The 15,179-nt window shown below is 41.8% G+C and carries 19 protein-coding genes; 4 read left to right on the top strand and 15 right to left on the bottom strand.

What is annotated here, in order from left to right:
- Positions 1-300: 300 nt before the first annotated feature.
- Entirely contained in the window at positions 301-759 is a 459-nt protein-coding gene (gene ykuV, locus BLL41_RS02840; protein ID WP_071576724.1) for a thiol-disulfide oxidoreductase YkuV, read from the bottom strand.
- 65 nt (positions 760-824) lie between these two features.
- Positions 825-1,367: a biofilm-specific peroxidase AhpA gene (gene ahpA / locus BLL41_RS02835; RefSeq protein WP_071576723.1), complete on the bottom strand. Its 543-nt coding sequence runs from the start codon at positions 1,365-1,367 to the stop codon at positions 825-827.
- Between the two features lie 237 nt (positions 1,368-1,604).
- Between ahpA and mscT the strand changes: the two genes are divergently transcribed.
- The gene (mscT, locus tag BLL41_RS02830) at positions 1,605-2,408 is read left to right on the top strand and encodes a small-conductance mechanosensitive channel protein MscT (RefSeq protein WP_071576722.1); all 804 of its coding nucleotides are present in this window, start codon (positions 1,605-1,607) and stop codon (positions 2,406-2,408) included.
- A 35-nt stretch (positions 2,409-2,443) separates the two neighbouring features.
- Here mscT and BLL41_RS02825 read toward each other — a convergent pair whose 3' ends face one another.
- The 13 genes from BLL41_RS02825 to fadH form a co-directional block, all read right to left on the bottom strand.
- Positions 2,444-2,689, bottom strand: coding sequence for a YkuS family protein (locus BLL41_RS02825; RefSeq protein ID WP_003232382.1), 246 nt, complete (start codon positions 2,687-2,689; stop codon positions 2,444-2,446).
- A gap of 61 nt (positions 2,690-2,750) precedes the next feature.
- Positions 2,751-3,875, bottom strand: a complete 1,125-nt coding sequence (locus tag BLL41_RS02820) for an N-acetyldiaminopimelate deacetylase (RefSeq protein ID WP_071576721.1) — start codon at positions 3,873-3,875, stop codon at positions 2,751-2,753.
- Positions 3,876-3,945: 70 nt separating this feature from the next.
- Positions 3,946-4,656: a 2,3,4,5-tetrahydropyridine-2,6-dicarboxylate N-acetyltransferase gene (gene dapD, locus BLL41_RS02815; RefSeq protein ID WP_071576720.1), complete on the bottom strand. Its 711-nt coding sequence runs from the start codon at positions 4,654-4,656 to the stop codon at positions 3,946-3,948.
- Between the two features lie 104 nt (positions 4,657-4,760).
- Positions 4,761-5,216 (bottom strand): flavodoxin, encoded by a 456-nt coding sequence (locus tag BLL41_RS02810; RefSeq protein WP_071576719.1) that lies wholly within the window; start codon positions 5,214-5,216, stop codon positions 4,761-4,763.
- 15 nt (positions 5,217-5,231) lie between these two features.
- Complete coding sequence (locus BLL41_RS02805) at positions 5,232-6,125, bottom strand: hypothetical protein (protein ID WP_071576718.1); 894 nt, start codon at positions 6,123-6,125, stop codon at positions 5,232-5,234.
- Positions 6,115-6,591: a flavodoxin gene (locus tag BLL41_RS02800; protein WP_071576717.1), complete on the bottom strand. Its 477-nt coding sequence runs from the start codon at positions 6,589-6,591 to the stop codon at positions 6,115-6,117. Before BLL41_RS02800 ends, BLL41_RS02805 begins: the two co-directional genes overlap by 11 nt.
- A gap of 110 nt (positions 6,592-6,701) precedes the next feature.
- Positions 6,702-7,583: a transcriptional regulator CcpC gene (ccpC, locus tag BLL41_RS02795; protein WP_003232387.1), complete on the bottom strand. Its 882-nt coding sequence runs from the start codon at positions 7,581-7,583 to the stop codon at positions 6,702-6,704.
- A 147-nt stretch (positions 7,584-7,730) separates the two neighbouring features.
- Positions 7,731-8,174, bottom strand: a complete 444-nt coding sequence (cbpB, locus tag BLL41_RS02790) for a cyclic-di-AMP-binding protein CbpB (RefSeq protein ID WP_003218674.1) — start codon at positions 8,172-8,174, stop codon at positions 7,731-7,733.
- 137 nt (positions 8,175-8,311) lie between these two features.
- Positions 8,312-8,509, bottom strand: coding sequence for an AbrB antirepressor AbbA (gene abbA, locus BLL41_RS02785; protein ID WP_010886502.1), 198 nt, complete (start codon positions 8,507-8,509; stop codon positions 8,312-8,314).
- Between the two features lie 133 nt (positions 8,510-8,642).
- A complete protein-coding gene (locus BLL41_RS02780; protein ID WP_014663792.1) occupies positions 8,643-9,161 on the bottom strand; it encodes a ribonuclease H-like YkuK family protein in 519 nt (172 codons plus the stop codon).
- A 110-nt stretch (positions 9,162-9,271) separates the two neighbouring features.
- A complete protein-coding gene (locus BLL41_RS02775) occupies positions 9,272-9,511 on the bottom strand; it encodes a YkuJ family protein (RefSeq protein WP_003218671.1) in 240 nt (79 codons plus the stop codon).
- Between the two features lie 646 nt (positions 9,512-10,157).
- Complete coding sequence (locus BLL41_RS02765; RefSeq protein WP_071576716.1) at positions 10,158-11,381, bottom strand: EAL domain-containing protein; 1,224 nt, start codon at positions 11,379-11,381, stop codon at positions 10,158-10,160.
- A gap of 63 nt (positions 11,382-11,444) precedes the next feature.
- Positions 11,445-12,209 carry a 2,4-dienoyl-CoA reductase gene (gene fadH / locus BLL41_RS02760; RefSeq protein ID WP_071576715.1) on the bottom strand — a complete coding sequence of 255 codons (765 nt, stop codon included), beginning with the start codon at positions 12,207-12,209 and terminating at the stop codon, positions 11,445-11,447.
- 142 nt (positions 12,210-12,351) lie between these two features.
- Between fadH and BLL41_RS02755 the strand changes: the two genes are divergently transcribed.
- From BLL41_RS02755 to BLL41_RS02745, 3 genes are all read left to right on the top strand, one after another.
- Positions 12,352-13,212, top strand: coding sequence for a metallophosphoesterase (locus BLL41_RS02755; protein WP_071576714.1), 861 nt, complete (start codon positions 12,352-12,354; stop codon positions 13,210-13,212).
- Positions 13,213-13,267: 55 nt separating this feature from the next.
- Positions 13,268-13,762, top strand: coding sequence for a L,D-transpeptidase family protein (locus BLL41_RS02750; RefSeq protein WP_083427932.1), 495 nt, complete (start codon positions 13,268-13,270; stop codon positions 13,760-13,762).
- Between the two features lie 75 nt (positions 13,763-13,837).
- Positions 13,838-15,130, top strand: coding sequence for an MFS transporter (locus BLL41_RS02745; protein WP_071576712.1), 1,293 nt, complete (start codon positions 13,838-13,840; stop codon positions 15,128-15,130).
- Positions 15,131-15,179 lie beyond the last annotated feature (49 nt).

Here is a 15,179-nt window from a genome sequence, read left to right as displayed (position 1 = left end):
AGAGTCCTTTATTCTCAAGGGATCAAGGGGCTTTCTAGTTTATTTGGTATAATGTTGAAAATATATATTTTACTTACTCCTTTAAAGAAATTTAGTGTAATATCTACAATTTTCGAGTTATGAGATATGTGATTTATCTAAAATTGAGGAAAAACATCAAAAATTAGCTGTTTTTTTAGCGTGTTAATAAAACAAATCATCATTTCTTATTCCCAAATCTGGAAAAATAAGCTTCTTACTCTTCTTTCATTGCTTTTTTGCACAAATAAAAACCTGATGAGATCAGGTTTTTAGGAAAAACTATTCAGATACTTGCTCCGTTTCAGCCAGAACGCGGTTCACACGTTTCTCTAGCATTTTCATACCGCTCCCGCCGGCTTGGAAGTGACGGAGTTGTCCTGTTTTATCAAACACATAATACGCAGGTACATATTCATTTTCAAATGCATCGGTTAAAGCATGGTCACTGTCAACAAAAATCGGCTGAATGATATCGTGTTCCTCAGCTGTTTCTTTAATTTTACCAAGGTCAAGATCATCTTCGGAACGGGGCATATGCACAGCTACAACATTCAGTTGACCTTTATATTTATCACGAAATTCATTCACTTGCGGCATTGCTTCTTTGCACAAGTGACAGCTGATGGACCAGAAATGAATAAGCGTCGGTTTTTCCCCGATCAATTGCTCTCTCGTCACTTCACCATTTAACCAAGCTTTTTCTCCCGCCAATTCAGGCATTGGCTGACGTAATTTCATTGCATTTCCCTCCTATTAAACAGAAAGGTCTAACGAATACGCTAGACCCTTTTTCGTTCTTAGATTTACAGTGTTTTTTGGCCTGGTTTCCAGTTAGCCGGACAAAGTCCGCCAGTCTGCAGCGCCTGAAGAACACGAAGCGTTTCATCAACATCACGCCCAATGTTATTATGGAAAACAGTTTGATATTGAAGTTCCCCTTCAGGATTAATAATAAACAATCCGCGTAAAGCCACACCTTCTTCTTCGATTAAAACGCCATACTCACGGGATACCTCATGGTTTGTATCAGCAGCAAGCGAATATTTCAGCTGGCCAAGACCGTTTTCTTTGCGGTCTGTATTGATCCAAGCTAAATGAGTATGGATCGTATCAGTTGAAACCCCGATGACTTCTGCATCAAGATCTTCGAACTCGTCATAGCGGTCAGACATTGCTGTAATTTCTGTCGGACAAACAAAAGTGAAGTCCATTGGATAGAAGAACAACACCGTCCATTTGTCGTTTTTCATGTTTTCCTCAAGACTTACTTTGCCAAATTCTTTGCTTGCAAGGACTGCTTCCATTTCAAAACGAGGAGCTTGTTTACCTACCATACGTTCTGCCATATGTATCCCTCCAATTTATTGTTTTGCTTAAACGTCGAAATTTCATGAAAATAAAGGTTTATTAACCATATTTTGTTATATTGCAGCACCATTATATAAAAGCGGATTTCTTGAGTCAATTTTTAACAAATCATGTATGTCTTTGGCTTCGACATTTTTGAATAAAACGTTTAACATGGTCATGTACAGGGTATCTAGTTTCAATGTGCAGCAATCAATTCAGAAAAGGAGCTCAACATGGACTTTATGAATCAATATGATTGGGCGGGACTTATTACAAATGCCGGTGTTCTGCTCATTAAACTCGCTATTATGATATTGCTCTATTTTATCGTTCGATCATTAGGCATAAAAATCATTAAACATCTATTTGCAAAATTCGAGGAACAGAATAGTTTGTCTATCGGACGTGCACATACGCTCCGAAGCCTGACTCTTAACATATTTGCCTATACATTGATTTTTATATTCTTCGTCATGGTTCTTGATTTGTTTCATTACGATCCAAGCGCTCTTTTAGCGGGGGCAGGAATCGTCGGCCTGGCTGTCGGATTTGGCGCCCAAGGGCTTGTCAGTGACATCGTGACAGGTTTTTTTATTTTGCTTGAGAAACAATTGGATGTTGGAGATTATATTACGGTTTCTACCTTTGACGGAATTGTCGAACAGGTTGGCTTAAGAACAACTCAAATCCGCAGCTTTGACGGAACACTGCATTACATCCCCAACAGAAATATTACAAACGTGAGCAATCATTCACGGGGAACCATGCAGGCACTTGTTGACATTAAAGTGCCGGCTGAAAGAAACATTGATGAAATGATTCACATTTTACAGCAAGTATGTGATGAAACGGCAGCCGCTCTTCCGCAAATAAAAGAAGGCCCAAATGTCATCGGGATTCAAGAACTGGGGACTTCTGAAATTGTGATCAGAGTCATTGCGAAAACAGAAAATATGGAACAGTGGCGAGTCGAGCGAGTGCTTAAAAAGGAAATAAAAACCGCGCTTGACCGCGCTTTTCCTAAAGAAACTGAATAATAAAAGAACCGAAGCTCTTTGCTTCGGTTTTTATGTTACTGAATTCTGCTTTCAACTTCGCTGCAAATTTCTTCAGCTGTCATCCCAGAAGCTGTAATGACAGGTGCTTGTGTTACCGTATCGGCTATCCCTTGTACATTATTATCAAGGCCTGTTACGACACAGCAGTCACAGCCTTGTGCATCGGCAGGGCTTTTCATCATTACAACGTCATATCCTTTTTCTTTTAAAGCAGCTTCTACATCTGATAACGATTGTTCAATTCCAATTTTTTTAGCCATTATTGAACACCTCCGTTTACTAGAGTGCTCATTTTATGGAATTTTATTCTTTCATTTGTACTTAATTGGCATAAACAGAAAAATAACCGGTCATGACATTAACCGCTGTTTCTATTGCATTTTCATCGGGGTTCAGTTTAGCGTGATGAAGCCCGTGTTCAGAATCAGCGCCGAGCCAGAACATAAAGCCGGGATATTTTTTCAGCATGTAGCCAAAGTCCTCTCCGGTCATTGCTTCTTTTGCTTCTATTACTGTTGCCAGTTGATGTTCAGCAACAAAAGACATAAATTCTTCTGTCAGTCCGCTCGTATTGTAAACTTGGTGATATACAGACGGATAAGTCACTTTTCCTTTGCAGCGGAATCCGATTTCGATTCCTTTCACTACATCTTCAATCCGTTCCTTCACCTGTTTCATCGATTCTTCAGAAAGCGTGCGGATCGTGCCTTCCAGGTGGGCCGTTTCGGCAATGATATTTTGTGCCGAGCCTCCGGTAATGGTACCAACTGTAATAACAGCGCTGTCTAGCGGATCTGTGTTTCTAGAGATGATCGTTTGCAGCTGGGTGACAAGTGTACTTGCCGCTACAACCATATCCTCAGCCAAGTGCGGATATGCCGCATGTCCGCCTTTGCCTTCCAGGTCGATGACAAGCTCTGATGTATTCGCAAATAGAAGGCCGCTTTTTGTCGCAATGGTGCCTACTGGAAGCTCTGGAGCAATATGAAGCGCAGTGATGAACTCAGGCTGCCACTTTTTTAATATATCGCTCTCAAGCATTGGTTCCGCACCGCCAGGCCCTTCCTCTGCCGGCTGAAACAGAAAAAGCAAATCATGTTTGACTGGATGGTGAACAAAATGATCAATAATGCCGAGTGCAATCGTCATATGCAAATCGTGACCGCAGGCGTGCATGTAGCCGTGATGCTCTGATGCGAATGGAAGACCGGTTTGCTCTTCTATAGAAAGTGCATCTATATCCGCTCTGTACGCCAGCATTTTTTCCGGCGCCGTCCCGTTCACCTTTACAAAAAGCCCTGTTCGCCATTTTTCAATTTCAATTCTGTCTTGCGGATATTGTTCTAAGACATGTAATAAATACTGCTGGGTTTTGAATTCCTGAAACCCAAGCTCCGGTATCCGGTGCAGATCTCTGCGGATTACGATGAGCTCCTCTTTCCTCATTTTTCATTCCTCCTGACTATACGAATAAGGCGTGGATAATATATCCACGCCTTTTTTATCAAACTTTTCCTTACAGCTGGCGTAATTCCTGCTTGATTTCAGTTTTGCCTTTTGTTTTCTCATCAATGTCTTTGATTTTCTTAGCTGGTGTGCCTGCTACAACAGTATATGGCTCAACGTCGTTTACCACGATCGCTCCCGCAGCAACAACCGCTCCTTTACCTACTGTTACGCCTTCAAGCACAACAGCATTTGCGCCGATGACAACATAATCTTCAATCACAACCGGTTTAGCGGATGGCGGCTCAATAACACCCGCAAGTACAGATCCAGCACCGATATGGCAGTTTTTCCCGACAGTAGCTCGTCCGCCAAGCACAACGTTCATATCAATCATTGTGCCTTCGCCGATGACTGAACCGATATTAATAGAAGCACCCATCATGATGACTGCGTTATCACCGATTTCAACTTGGTCGCGGATGATCGCGCCAGGCTCGATACGCGCTTTGATATTTTTAAGATCAAGCATTGGGATCGCAGAATTGCGGCGGTCATTTTCAACCACATAGTCTTCGATTTTGCTTTGGTTTTCTTCAATTGCTGTTTGGATTTCGCTCCACTCACCGAAAACGACACCAGTGTTTCCGTTGATAAAAGCTTTCGCAGATTCGCCGAAATTGATTCCTTCCAGCTCACCTTTCACGTAAACCTTTACAGGTGTAGATTTTGTACTATTTTGAATAAATGAAATAATTTCATTTGCGTCCATCATTTTCATATGTATAGTCCTCCTCCTGATTTTCTACCTCATTACTGTATCAAAGGAAAGATACAAAGACAAGAAAAAAAGGAACAGCCGCTTCAGCAGTTCCCAGTGGGCGATCAGACAGCGCACCCGCTTTTCTTTGCGAATTGTCTCCCGAAGTTTATTAATTCTTCCTCTTCTTCACCTTCTGGATTATTTTCGATTTTTACCGAAGGGAGCACAATGTTTCCACCACGTTCTTTTATTTTTGCCTCGAGCGTATCAACTGCTCCGCAGAAAAATTCATATGCTGTATCACCGGAACCGAATACAGCGCATGTTTTGCCGGAAAAATCAATCTCATCCATGTCTTCAGCCAGATCTAAAAATTCATCAGGCAGATCTCCATCTCCCCACGTATAGGTTCCCATCATAATATGGTCATAACCGTTAAACAGCTGGGCATCATCAACATCCATTGCTTCGAAACGGTCCACTTCTGCTTCCGCCTCCTGAAGCCCCTTCTCAATCAAATCTGCCATTGCTTCAGTGTTGCCTGACATTGTTGCATAAACGAGCAAAATCTTCGTCAATTCTTTATTCCTCCTCTAATGAATCATTGCAGAAACTTCGTAGGGCTGGACAAATTTGCATTCATACAAGCCTGCACAAAAGAAATTCTCTTTCTGATTGGCCACTCTCCATCCATGCCCCTTAATGGTATCGAACCATTTTAACGACTGGGCTTCGAGATCAGCCTGGTAAATTCTTGAAAAACCGTTTTCATCTTGTGTTGTAGTGACATATATAATTCCATCATCCTCTGAAAGATCAAGAAATGATTCTTCTTTTCTAATCATACTGGATTGTATGGTGAATTCTTCATCAGTCAAAAGATTCCGTACAGTGACAGCTCCGTGCTTTCCTTTCACAGAACCCATCGCCGCCACCAGCCAATTTTCATTGAACACGAGCATGGATGCCGTCATCCGTTTTTTTTCTTTTTTGACCATTCGGACAGTGTCATACTTAATGTCATAAGCCCAAATGCCTCCAAAATATTCGTGTATTTGCGTGCCGATGAAAAGATTGTCCCCATGCAGGCATAACGACCGGATAACAGGAGGATTAACACATTCAGCAAAAGGTTTGGCTACGCGCCATGAGACACCAAAATCATCCGATACATAGATACAATGCTTGCCGTGGGCGCAGACAAATCCGTTGTTTCTGCCGGTAATCGCCCACACTGTTGCATTTGTCGGAAAGCTCGACATCGTCCAGGTTTTCCCTTCATCAGCTGAACGAATGACCGTTCCCTTTTCACCGACGCCAAATAAGTAAGGCCCTATGTAACTGATGCAGTGTATCTTACTTTTTAAACGAAAAAGCTTTCTCCAGCCCTGCTCCAAAGAATAATGAAAAATGCCTTCTCTTTGTACCGCCACAAAATATCCAGAAAACGCCGATGCCGTGACAGCAGTTGCTCCTTTATGAAACATGGCTGGTTTCCTTGTTCATATAATCTGCCCATGCAAGAAAACCTCTCGCAAACGCTCGGCAGCTTTCCACATCTTCATCTGTTTCAGGGGCTAATTCGATTTTTAGTGTTTCCTGGTAAACAGCAGCTCCCGACTCTTGCAGCATGGCACTGAACAAATTCACCGCTTCGCAAAACTTGGGATAAGAATAATCCCCAGATCCGAAGCAGGCTGTTTTTAAACCATTAAGCTGAAGCTGTTTGACCTCTTCGAAAAAATCTTCCGCTTCGTAGGGCAAATCGCCGTCCCCCCATGTATAGGTGCCAATCAGTACATAATCATAGGATGTTAAAGCAGACACATCCGCATCGTCTATCTCGACACAATCGATATCCAACTCATATTCCTGAAGAGTTTCTTTTATTATGAAGGCAATGTCTTCTGTATTTCCTGACATGCTGGCATATGTAATCAAGGCTTTAGCCATGTTATCACCTCATTAATTGATAATGATTTTCAATATCATATGTATCACTTTAAATGATAACGATTCTCACTGTCAACATATAAATAAAAAAAGACAGCACATCGCTGTCTTTAAAATGGATTTTCCTGATCCAGCATATCCTTTATTACTTGTACAAAAGCTTGAACTTGTTTCAGTTCAAAGGCAGGCTCATAACCTAATAACCATGTATCCCGACCGATCGGATGCCCTTTCATGTCTAACAGAGGCATTTTATTCACTTTATCCTCATTTTGAAGGGTAACAGACGGCAAAATGGCATAACCGATTCCGTGCAGCGCCATCTGTTTGCACGTTTCAATCTGATCAACCAATATCGTCTGTTTTGGTGACGTTTTAAATTTTTGGTGCCACCAGTGCTGAATTTCCTGAAAATAAGTGCTGTCACTTTTAAACTGGATAAACGGCCGTTCTGTATGGGCAATATCTTCGATGCAGGAAATTTCAGTATCTACTAAATACAGATGATCTGTCATTAAGTAATCTTTACGGCCCTTCCACTCAGGGTTGCCTCTTATTATGCCGATATGAACCTGATCCTCATACAAGCTTTTCAGCATTTCGCTGCTCCACCCGGTTATGAGCGAGATCTTTGCATTCGGATACTTTTCAACATACGTCTTCAGGACTTTAGGGAGCCAATGCTGACCGATTATGGAGGCGACGGCAAGCTTCAATGTGCCGTGAATTTCACCTTCAAGCTCATCAATATTTTCTCTTATTCTTTCCTGCTCTAATGTTACATCATTCGCAAACTGAATGATTTTCTCCCCGGCCGGCGTTACCGTTAATCCTTTTTGGGATCTTAAAAAGATTTTTGTGCCCCACGCCTTTTCAATGGTTTGTAAGCGCTGAGATAAAGCCGGCTGTGATACGAAAAGCCGTTCCGCCGCCTTTCTCATATTTAATTCCTCAGCTAAAACTACGAGCATATGAAGCTCTTGAAGCTGCATGTCGTCCTCCTTTTTATTATCAATAAGTTTTTCTTATCTCCCATTCTAATAAAACCTTAGTTTCTGATTCAAGCCCTATTCTCATTTAAATTATGTATACGCTTTCTTTTTTTGCTCTGCCAATATAATAAAAATAGGCCGTAAAGCCTACTTGTTCAATGAGCGTATGTGCTTATTCAATTCCTTTAAAACGACTCTTCTCGTGAAAATTCCTTCAAACACCTGCTCGTCATTTTCAACACAAACAAATCCGTTATTAATGACCATGCCGAATCCCTTCATAATCGGATCATTGATATGAAGGCGGGGGATATCAGTCAGCATGACTTCCTCAACAGTAATTTGGTCAAGCTTTTCAAACTCAATTCTTTCAAGTCCAAAAATACTGTTCATGATCATATTTGTCCCAATTAATCCATGTAAACGATAAGAAGGATCCAGAACCGGGATGGCTGTGTATCCGGTTTTTGTCAGTACTAATAATGCGTGCTCAAGGTTATTTCCGACTTGCACGTGCGCTACTTTGTCCGCCTCAATCATAAATTGTCCGACTGTTGCCTCAAGAAGCTGATCTGATTGTAAGCTTATCATGTTTTCGACCCCTTTTCATTTTCATCATCAATACATTCCCTATATTGCAATAATATAAACTTTATCAGTATTTGTCGAAAAGTTTCCTTTCAATAAAAAAGATACTCTTTGTGGAGTATCAATTATAGGGTGTTCCATTAATTTTCAAATCGAAATCGGTCGTATAGCGTTACAAGTTTTTTGTAGGTGGTTCCGTCAACGTTTTTGGTCCCTGTCTCTATATCGTTGATCTCACTGCTTAATAGCTCGATGGCATACTCATGGTTGATCAGGATATTCAGCAGAAGTTTTTGTTCTTCTTCTGTAAATCGTTCACCGATAAGACTCATTCGCAATCAGGCCCCCTGTTTTATACTGAATACCTCTGAAAGCAAGACAACTTACTTTCAGCTCTACCGCTAGAATAAGTAATCAGAAAACAAACGTCAACCGCATAATTCGACATTCCCCTTGTCATTTCAGCCAGAATTATTTTGTGAAACGATTTGCATAGCTGAATGCAGTGTATGAATCAGGCTTTATTTTGGCCTCAATCCCCATGGAAGTGATACGTCCTGTCATTTCTTGGATCAGATCTTTTGTAAGCCCTTTTTTCCCAATATCCAAGTGGACTTCAAAGGTAAGATCCGCTCCCTCACCGGCAAAGGGCAGGAGCAGATCGGTAATATCCATTAAGTGTCCATCAAGAATATGAGCGGCCGTTTCTTGGCTGTACGCCGTTTCTAACGAAATCTTTTCCCGAAGGCTATGTATGGGTCTGTTAACTGTATGATTTTTCAAGCAGCCCCAAGCTCCCTTGCCTGTACGATGCAAATGCAATGCGGTAATAAACTTTGTGTAATCACGGTAAACCTGTGAATCGGTTCCGATCGATAACACATAAGAAGAACGGGGATCCTTTTGAACAAAGGATTTAAGCCGTTCCATCACATCTTGAAAGGTCATCTGTGCTTCTGAAAGATTATAAAACAGAAAAGAATCAGCCATCACGACACTCCTTTTCAAGGATTTACAACCATGAAACAAGTATGTTCCTTACCTTTTATTTCGATTACATTTGCAAAGGCGGAAGCTTACTTCCCCCTATTTCAGGAATCTTACTGAAGAAGTTCAAAAATTTCGATTGAAACCATGTCGATATTATCAAACGGATATGTGTTAGGTTTTTCACCCTTTTGGAAAACCGTCAGTTCAAACGTTTGATTTTTTTCGAAATATTTAACACTGCATATTTTCTCACCATTCACTTCGAAATAACGCTGCATTGGCTCGTTAGCCGCTTCCGCTGTTTCTTGCAGACTTTGCAGCCGTGTGATGATACCCATTAATTGTGACATTCTAAAAAAAGACTCCTTTCAAAAAGCAACTTCAAATCAACAAGTATTTATTATAATACAAGTTCTATTGAGCATCATACCATAAAGTCGGACAGGATGGCATTTTCACTGTCGAATTTAAGTAAAGAAAAAAAATGAAAAAAACGATTTTTCTTTAGTTTGAGGCTTTTTTTGAATGTCATGCACACAATTATGATTTTTTTCGAATTCTTACAGCATTAACAATGCCTTTTTGCAACTTTGTCAAAACCTTCTTTTATGGTGAAATTCCACGCGGCCATACCTCACGGCAGTCATACTGGATAGAAGTTATAAAACAATTTGAATGAAATACGTAATCATTCCAGCGTGAATTTTCCGCCTAGCCTGGTGCACCAGTGTCAGAGATATTCGGCACTGAATGTACCTTTCAGTGTTAACCGTTTACCACTAGTTAGGTTTATTGTTTCAGTGGATTGTCCTATGCTTTGACAAATAAAAAAACTTGGCGGGGGTAGCGCCAAGTTTTTTCGGATCTTGATCTGATAGAGGGGTTGGGGAACAGAGAGTAGCTTCTCTCTATAATTAAATGATAATGATTCTCAGTATCAATGTCAAACGTTTTTTTATATTTTTTTCAATTCATAAAAAAACGGCCTTTCAGCCGTTAAATCAGTCCGTCTTGCTCATATAAATAAGAATAAGACAAGTCTATAAATAAATACATTTGATCATCCATCGGATATGAAAACGTTCTAATCATTTCACCTGTTTCCAAATCACTATACAGATCACTGAAAAAACCTTTTCTGAGATTTCTCATTCGCATAATGTTCTCCAAAAAATAAGGACGCCAGCTCCAGTTTTTCTCCGCATATTCCGGCTGATAAATCCATTCTCCATCTTGCTTAAACACATTTCCCGTCAGCTGATCGCCTTCCTCATCACACATGTAAATTCTAAAGCTGCAATCTGTCAGCTCTTCCGCCAGCTTCTTAATAAAATCATCATCAGAAGACAAATTGTTTTTTCTCAAAGAGGTCACAGCCTGATGCACTCGTTTGTAAAACTGTTCGGAATGCTCATAGACGGTTTCCAGCTTCTTTTTCTCATGTGTGATAAATTGGTGAAATTCAGTTTTAAGTCTCTGTTTCAATACATCTCTCTCTAGAAACGTTTCAGATGGAGACACTAAGTAATAGCCCTGAAAATAGCGGCCTCCGTTTCTCCAGGCGTACTGAAGCTGGAAGTTCGCCTCAATGTCTTCATACAACAGCGCTGCCCCGATTTTTCTTGCTAATAAAGAGATGCTGTACAGCACATGCTCATATGACGGTGATGGCTGTGATACTTTCAGCGCCTGCAAATCGATTTTTAACAGATCTGGTGAGAGCAGCGCGATTCTGTCCAAGTTGCTGCTTTCTTTTCCGATATTGTCAACTGCGATTTTAATTCCGTATGTACGATAGTATGCAAGCATATGGTAGAGCTGCTCAATATCCCCTTCAAAATTGTGCTCTGTAATTTCAAGCACAAAACGGTGGAGTTCGATTCCCTTTGCTTCATATTCTTTCAGAAGCTCCAGAAAGCTTTCCCCATGATCCAGCATCAGCAGATTGGCATCCTGATTCATAAAAATCAGCAGATCAGAATCGGCCTCTAAAAAGCGGTCAAGAGCCTGGCGGATAATTCTGTTATCAACCTCTAATTTATATTCTTCGGGTATCCCCGCGTCTAAAAAGAAGGGCCCGAGACTTTGGATTTCTGAATCTGCCAAAATTCGTCCAAGCACTTCATATCCGACGATCTTCTGTTCCTCGGCACTGAAAATCGCCTGGTAATATGGAAGGACATCATCAATGTTCGTTAAAATATCAAGTGGATCCAACATGTTATCACCTGCTTCTCTATCTTTGTCTGATTATACCACATTGAATCCAAAGATTAATATTCTTTAAAACGGATAAGGATTCAGCCATTGTCCCCCGTCCATTGTGATGCAATCCCCGTTTATATAGGATGCTTCATCAGAAAGCAAAAACGCTGCCAAAGCGGCGATTTCTTCCGGTGTGCCCAGCCGGCCGAGCGGCACACTGTTCATAGTGCGGGCCATCGCTTTTTCCGATTCAAATAGTTTCTCCGCACCGCCTGTTCGTTCAATCGGGCCGGGAGCTATCGCGTTTGTGCGGATGCCGTATTTACTCCCCCACTCAACGGCCAGCGTTCTTGTCAGTGACAATGCCCCCGCTTTGGCTGCAGCGGAATGAACGACCCCCGCTCCCGCTCCCCAAGCGTACGTGGCTGCCATATTTAAAATGACACCCTGCTGCTTCTGGTCAATCCAATGCCTTGCCGCAGCTTGGCTGCAAAAAAATGTACCGTTTAAAACAATTTCAATAACGGCTTTCCACCCATTGGGCGTCAGCTTTTCTGCCGGACAAATAAAATTACCGGCCGCATTGTTAATCAGCGCATCAAGCCGGCCAAAGACTTTTACCGCTTCTGTAATCATGTCTGAAGCGGCGGAATGAGAACGGACATCCATTTGAAAACAAGCGACCTGCCCCTCAAAGGTCTCAATTTCTTTTTTTGTTTCTTCAAGTGCTTCATGGTTCCTGCCTGTCACCATAACGTGCCAACCTAATTCAGCTTGTTTTTTTGCCATCGCTTTTCCCATGCCGCTTGACCCGCCGGTAATAATAACCGTCTTTTTTTCCATGTTTCTCCCTCCTGTTGTGAATGAGTATTCATTCAATATCATTCTATCATTATACCCCTGCCTCTGTCAGTACATGCTGATATGAGATTTTTATCAGATACAGATGATATAATAGAAAAACTCTATTAAAGGTTGGTTTGAAATGCAAAAGATGTCCAGAAGACAATTTCTCAAAGGAATGTTCGGTGCTCTTGCTGTCGGGGCTTTAACGGCCGGCGGAGGCTATGGGTATGCCAGATATTTGGAGCCGCATATGATTGAGACAACCGAACACACAATAAAAAGCTCTCTTATCCCGCACGGATTTGACGGTTTTAAAATCGTGCAGTTCAGTGATACACACTTGAGTGATTACTTTACACTCGAAGATTTAAAAACAGTCATTCTTACAATTAATGAATCAAAACCTGATCTCATTGTTTTTACAGGTGATATCATCGATAATCCTGATACGTATCAGAACCACCAGGCAGTCATTCCATTGTTGAGAAAGCTTAATGCCCCCTTCGGCAAGCTTTGTATTTACGGCAATCATGATCACGGAGGCTATGGAACTGCCGTTTACAAAAGCCTGATGTCGGCTGGCGGTTTCACGGTATACCGGAATGGCTATCAAACATTGTCACTCGCAGATGGCAGCAAAATCGAGATTGCTTCGCTTGATGACTTAATGCTGGGAAACCCAGATTATGAAGGCACCCTTTCAAGGCTGAGCGACAGACTTTTTTCCATTCTTCTCGTCCATGAACCTGATGCGGCCTTGAAAACAACAGATTATCCCGTGAACCTTCAGCTTTCCGGCCATACACACGGCGGCCAGATTCAGCTGCCATTTTACGGACCGATTATTACGCCTCCATATGGAAAAGTCTACACAGAGGGAATGTATCAAACGGGCAGCACTCATATTTACGTAAACCGGGGCCTCGGGATGACCAGGCTGCCTTTGCGGTTTCTGGCCAAGCCTGAAATCACTGTCTTCACTTTAAAAAGCACAAATTAATGTAGCAGGATGGGCTCCTCATCAATACTTATAAGTAAAAAAGGAGATGAGGAAACTGCTTACGTACCAGGTGAAGCAAGGTGATACACTGAACAGCATCGCGGCTGATTTCAGAATCAGCACGGCTGCATTACTCCAGGCTAATCCGTCACTGCAGGCAGGGCTCACAGCGGGACAGTCCATAGTCATCCCCGGACTGCCGGACCCTTATACAATTCCGTATCATATCGCAGTCTCAATCGGAGCGAAGACCCTTACGCTGTTCCAAAATAATCGGGTAATGAAAACCTATCCTATCGCCGTTGGCAAAATACTTACGCAAACGCCGACTGGCGAGTTTTACATTATTAACCGCCAGCGCAATCCCGGCGGCCCATTTGGGGCTTATTGGCTAAGCCTTTCAAAGCAGCATTACGGAATACACGGAACGAATAATCCCGCTTCGATTGGCAAGGCTGTTTCTAAAGGCTGCATTCGCATGCATAACAAAGACGTGATTGAACTGGCTTCAATTGTGCCAAACGGAACAAGAGTCACGATTAACCGGTAATGTTTTCTTATTTGTTTCAAAAACAGGCGGTTTATAATATGATAAAGTGGGACCTTTAGGGTAAGGAGCGTTTTTATGGATATATTTAAAAATCGTAATTTTGTTCGCCTATTTTTCGCAGCACTCGCTTCTCAAATGGGCACGACAGTAGGCAACATGGCCTTTGCTTTTTTCTTGCTGGACCGCTTCAGCAGCCAGCCTTCATATACGACCTTGGCGGAGCTGATGTATTCTCTTCCGACCATTTTTGTATTTCTGATCGTCGGAGTCGTCGCGGACCGGTTCGACAGAAAAAAGGTAGCAGAAAACTGTGATTGGATCAGAGCAGGCCTGACTGTCGTTCTTTTTTTCACTTTATTTACCGGTAATATTCCTTTTGTTTTTTGTATCTTATTTGTCAGAAGCGCTGTAACAAAGTTTTTCTTTCCGGCAGAAAACAGTTTGGTACAAGCCATTCTGCCGAAGGAGCATTATGCGAAAGCTGCAGGGCTTAACCAGATGCTTTTTAGCATTTTTATGGTGTTCGGAGTCGGAATTGGCGCTTTTATGTACAAGACAATCGGGATTGAAGGCGCCATTATTCTTGATTTTGTCAGCTTCATCATTTCCGGGCTGCTGATCCGCAGCTGCCGGATTCCAAAAGAAGCCCGACAGCCAAACGGCGCATTCAGCTGGAGAAAGACTTCTGTTAAAGATTCAATAAATGACTTTAGAGAAGGCATTCTCTATATTTTAAAAAATAAATTGCTGGCATCTCTTATTTTCGGCTTCTTCATTTTTGGGTTTGTCAACGGAGGATTCGCCGTATTGCCAATGTTTACAATGAAATACGGATTGGCGCCTGACCGCTATGAGTGGCATACGTCTGTATTTACGATCGCACTCGGGTTTGGGCTGCTTGCAGGAAGTGTAATCGGCACGATTATCTCTAAAAAAGTGAAGCCCCACTTTTTAATGTCGATACCGATTTTCATTGCAGGTTTGCTGATCTTCGTCCTTGGCTACACAAATATTTTATGGGTTTATTACGCGGCAGCTTTTGCACTGGGAATGTGCATCGGACCGATCAACATTGCAATCGGAGGGTGGATGCCAAAAATAGTCCATCCAAAACTGATGGGACGTGTAAGCGGAATGCAGGACCCTTTTATGATGTTTGCACAGTCTTTGACACTCGGCTTAGTTGCGCTGTTATTCCCTAAGTTCGTTTCAAACATTGATTATCTTTATTACGGCATGGGTGTTATCATCCTGATCGTTTTTATTTTTTATTTTATTGCACTGCCAAAATACAGTGCCCAAGCTGTGGAAGTGAATGTTCAGGAAGCATTTCAAGAACAGCCGAAAAAGAAAGCAAGATCTGTATAATGCAGGTTAAAAATGCGCTTTTTTTCTCAGGAAAAAGCGCATTTTTACA

Origin of the sequence: Bacillus sp. FMQ74 (assembly GCF_001875785.1) — a bacterium.
Classification (GTDB): Bacteria; Bacillota; Bacilli; order Bacillales; family Bacillaceae; genus Bacillus; species Bacillus stercoris.
This window is presented reverse-complemented; position numbering and strand designations above follow the sequence as displayed.

Excerpts from the sequence above, each read along its gene's own strand:
- ykuV (WP_071576724.1), bottom strand. The coding sequence starts at position 759 with ATGAAATTACGTCAGCCAATGCCTGAATTGGCGGGAGAAAAAGCTTGG.
- ahpA (WP_071576723.1), bottom strand. The coding sequence starts at position 1,367 with ATGGCAGAACGTATGGTAGGTAAACAAGCTCCTCGTTTTGAAATGGAA.
- mscT (WP_071576722.1), top strand. The coding sequence starts at position 1,605 with ATGGACTTTATGAATCAATATGATTGGGCGGGACTTATTACAAATGCC.
- BLL41_RS02825 (WP_003232382.1), bottom strand. The coding sequence starts at position 2,689 with ATGGCTAAAAAAATTGGAATTGAACAATCGTTATCAGATGTAGAAGCT.
- BLL41_RS02820 (WP_071576721.1), bottom strand. The coding sequence starts at position 3,875 with ATGAGGAAAGAGGAGCTCATCGTAATCCGCAGAGATCTGCACCGGATA.
- dapD (WP_071576720.1), bottom strand. The coding sequence starts at position 4,656 with ATGAAAATGATGGACGCAAATGAAATTATTTCATTTATTCAAAATAGT.
- BLL41_RS02805 (WP_071576718.1), bottom strand. The coding sequence starts at position 6,125 with ATGTTTCATAAAGGAGCAACTGCTGTCACGGCATCGGCGTTTTCTGGA.
- BLL41_RS02800 (WP_071576717.1), bottom strand. The coding sequence starts at position 6,591 with ATGGCTAAAGCCTTGATTACATATGCCAGCATGTCAGGAAATACAGAA.
- ccpC (WP_003232387.1), bottom strand. The coding sequence starts at position 7,583 with ATGCAGCTTCAAGAGCTTCATATGCTCGTAGTTTTAGCTGAGGAATTA.
- cbpB (WP_003218674.1), bottom strand. The coding sequence starts at position 8,174 with ATGATAAGCTTACAATCAGATCAGCTTCTTGAGGCAACAGTCGGACAA.
- BLL41_RS02780 (WP_014663792.1), bottom strand. The coding sequence starts at position 9,161 with ATGGCTGATTCTTTTCTGTTTTATAATCTTTCAGAAGCACAGATGACC.
- BLL41_RS02775 (WP_003218671.1), bottom strand. The coding sequence starts at position 9,511 with ATGTCACAATTAATGGGTATCATCACACGGCTGCAAAGTCTGCAAGAA.
- BLL41_RS02765 (WP_071576716.1), bottom strand. The coding sequence starts at position 11,381 with ATGTTGGATCCACTTGATATTTTAACGAACATTGATGATGTCCTTCCA.
- fadH (WP_071576715.1), bottom strand. The coding sequence starts at position 12,209 with ATGGAAAAAAAGACGGTTATTATTACCGGCGGGTCAAGCGGCATGGGA.
- BLL41_RS02755 (WP_071576714.1), top strand. The coding sequence starts at position 12,352 with ATGCAAAAGATGTCCAGAAGACAATTTCTCAAAGGAATGTTCGGTGCT.
- BLL41_RS02745 (WP_071576712.1), top strand. The coding sequence starts at position 13,838 with ATGGATATATTTAAAAATCGTAATTTTGTTCGCCTATTTTTCGCAGCA.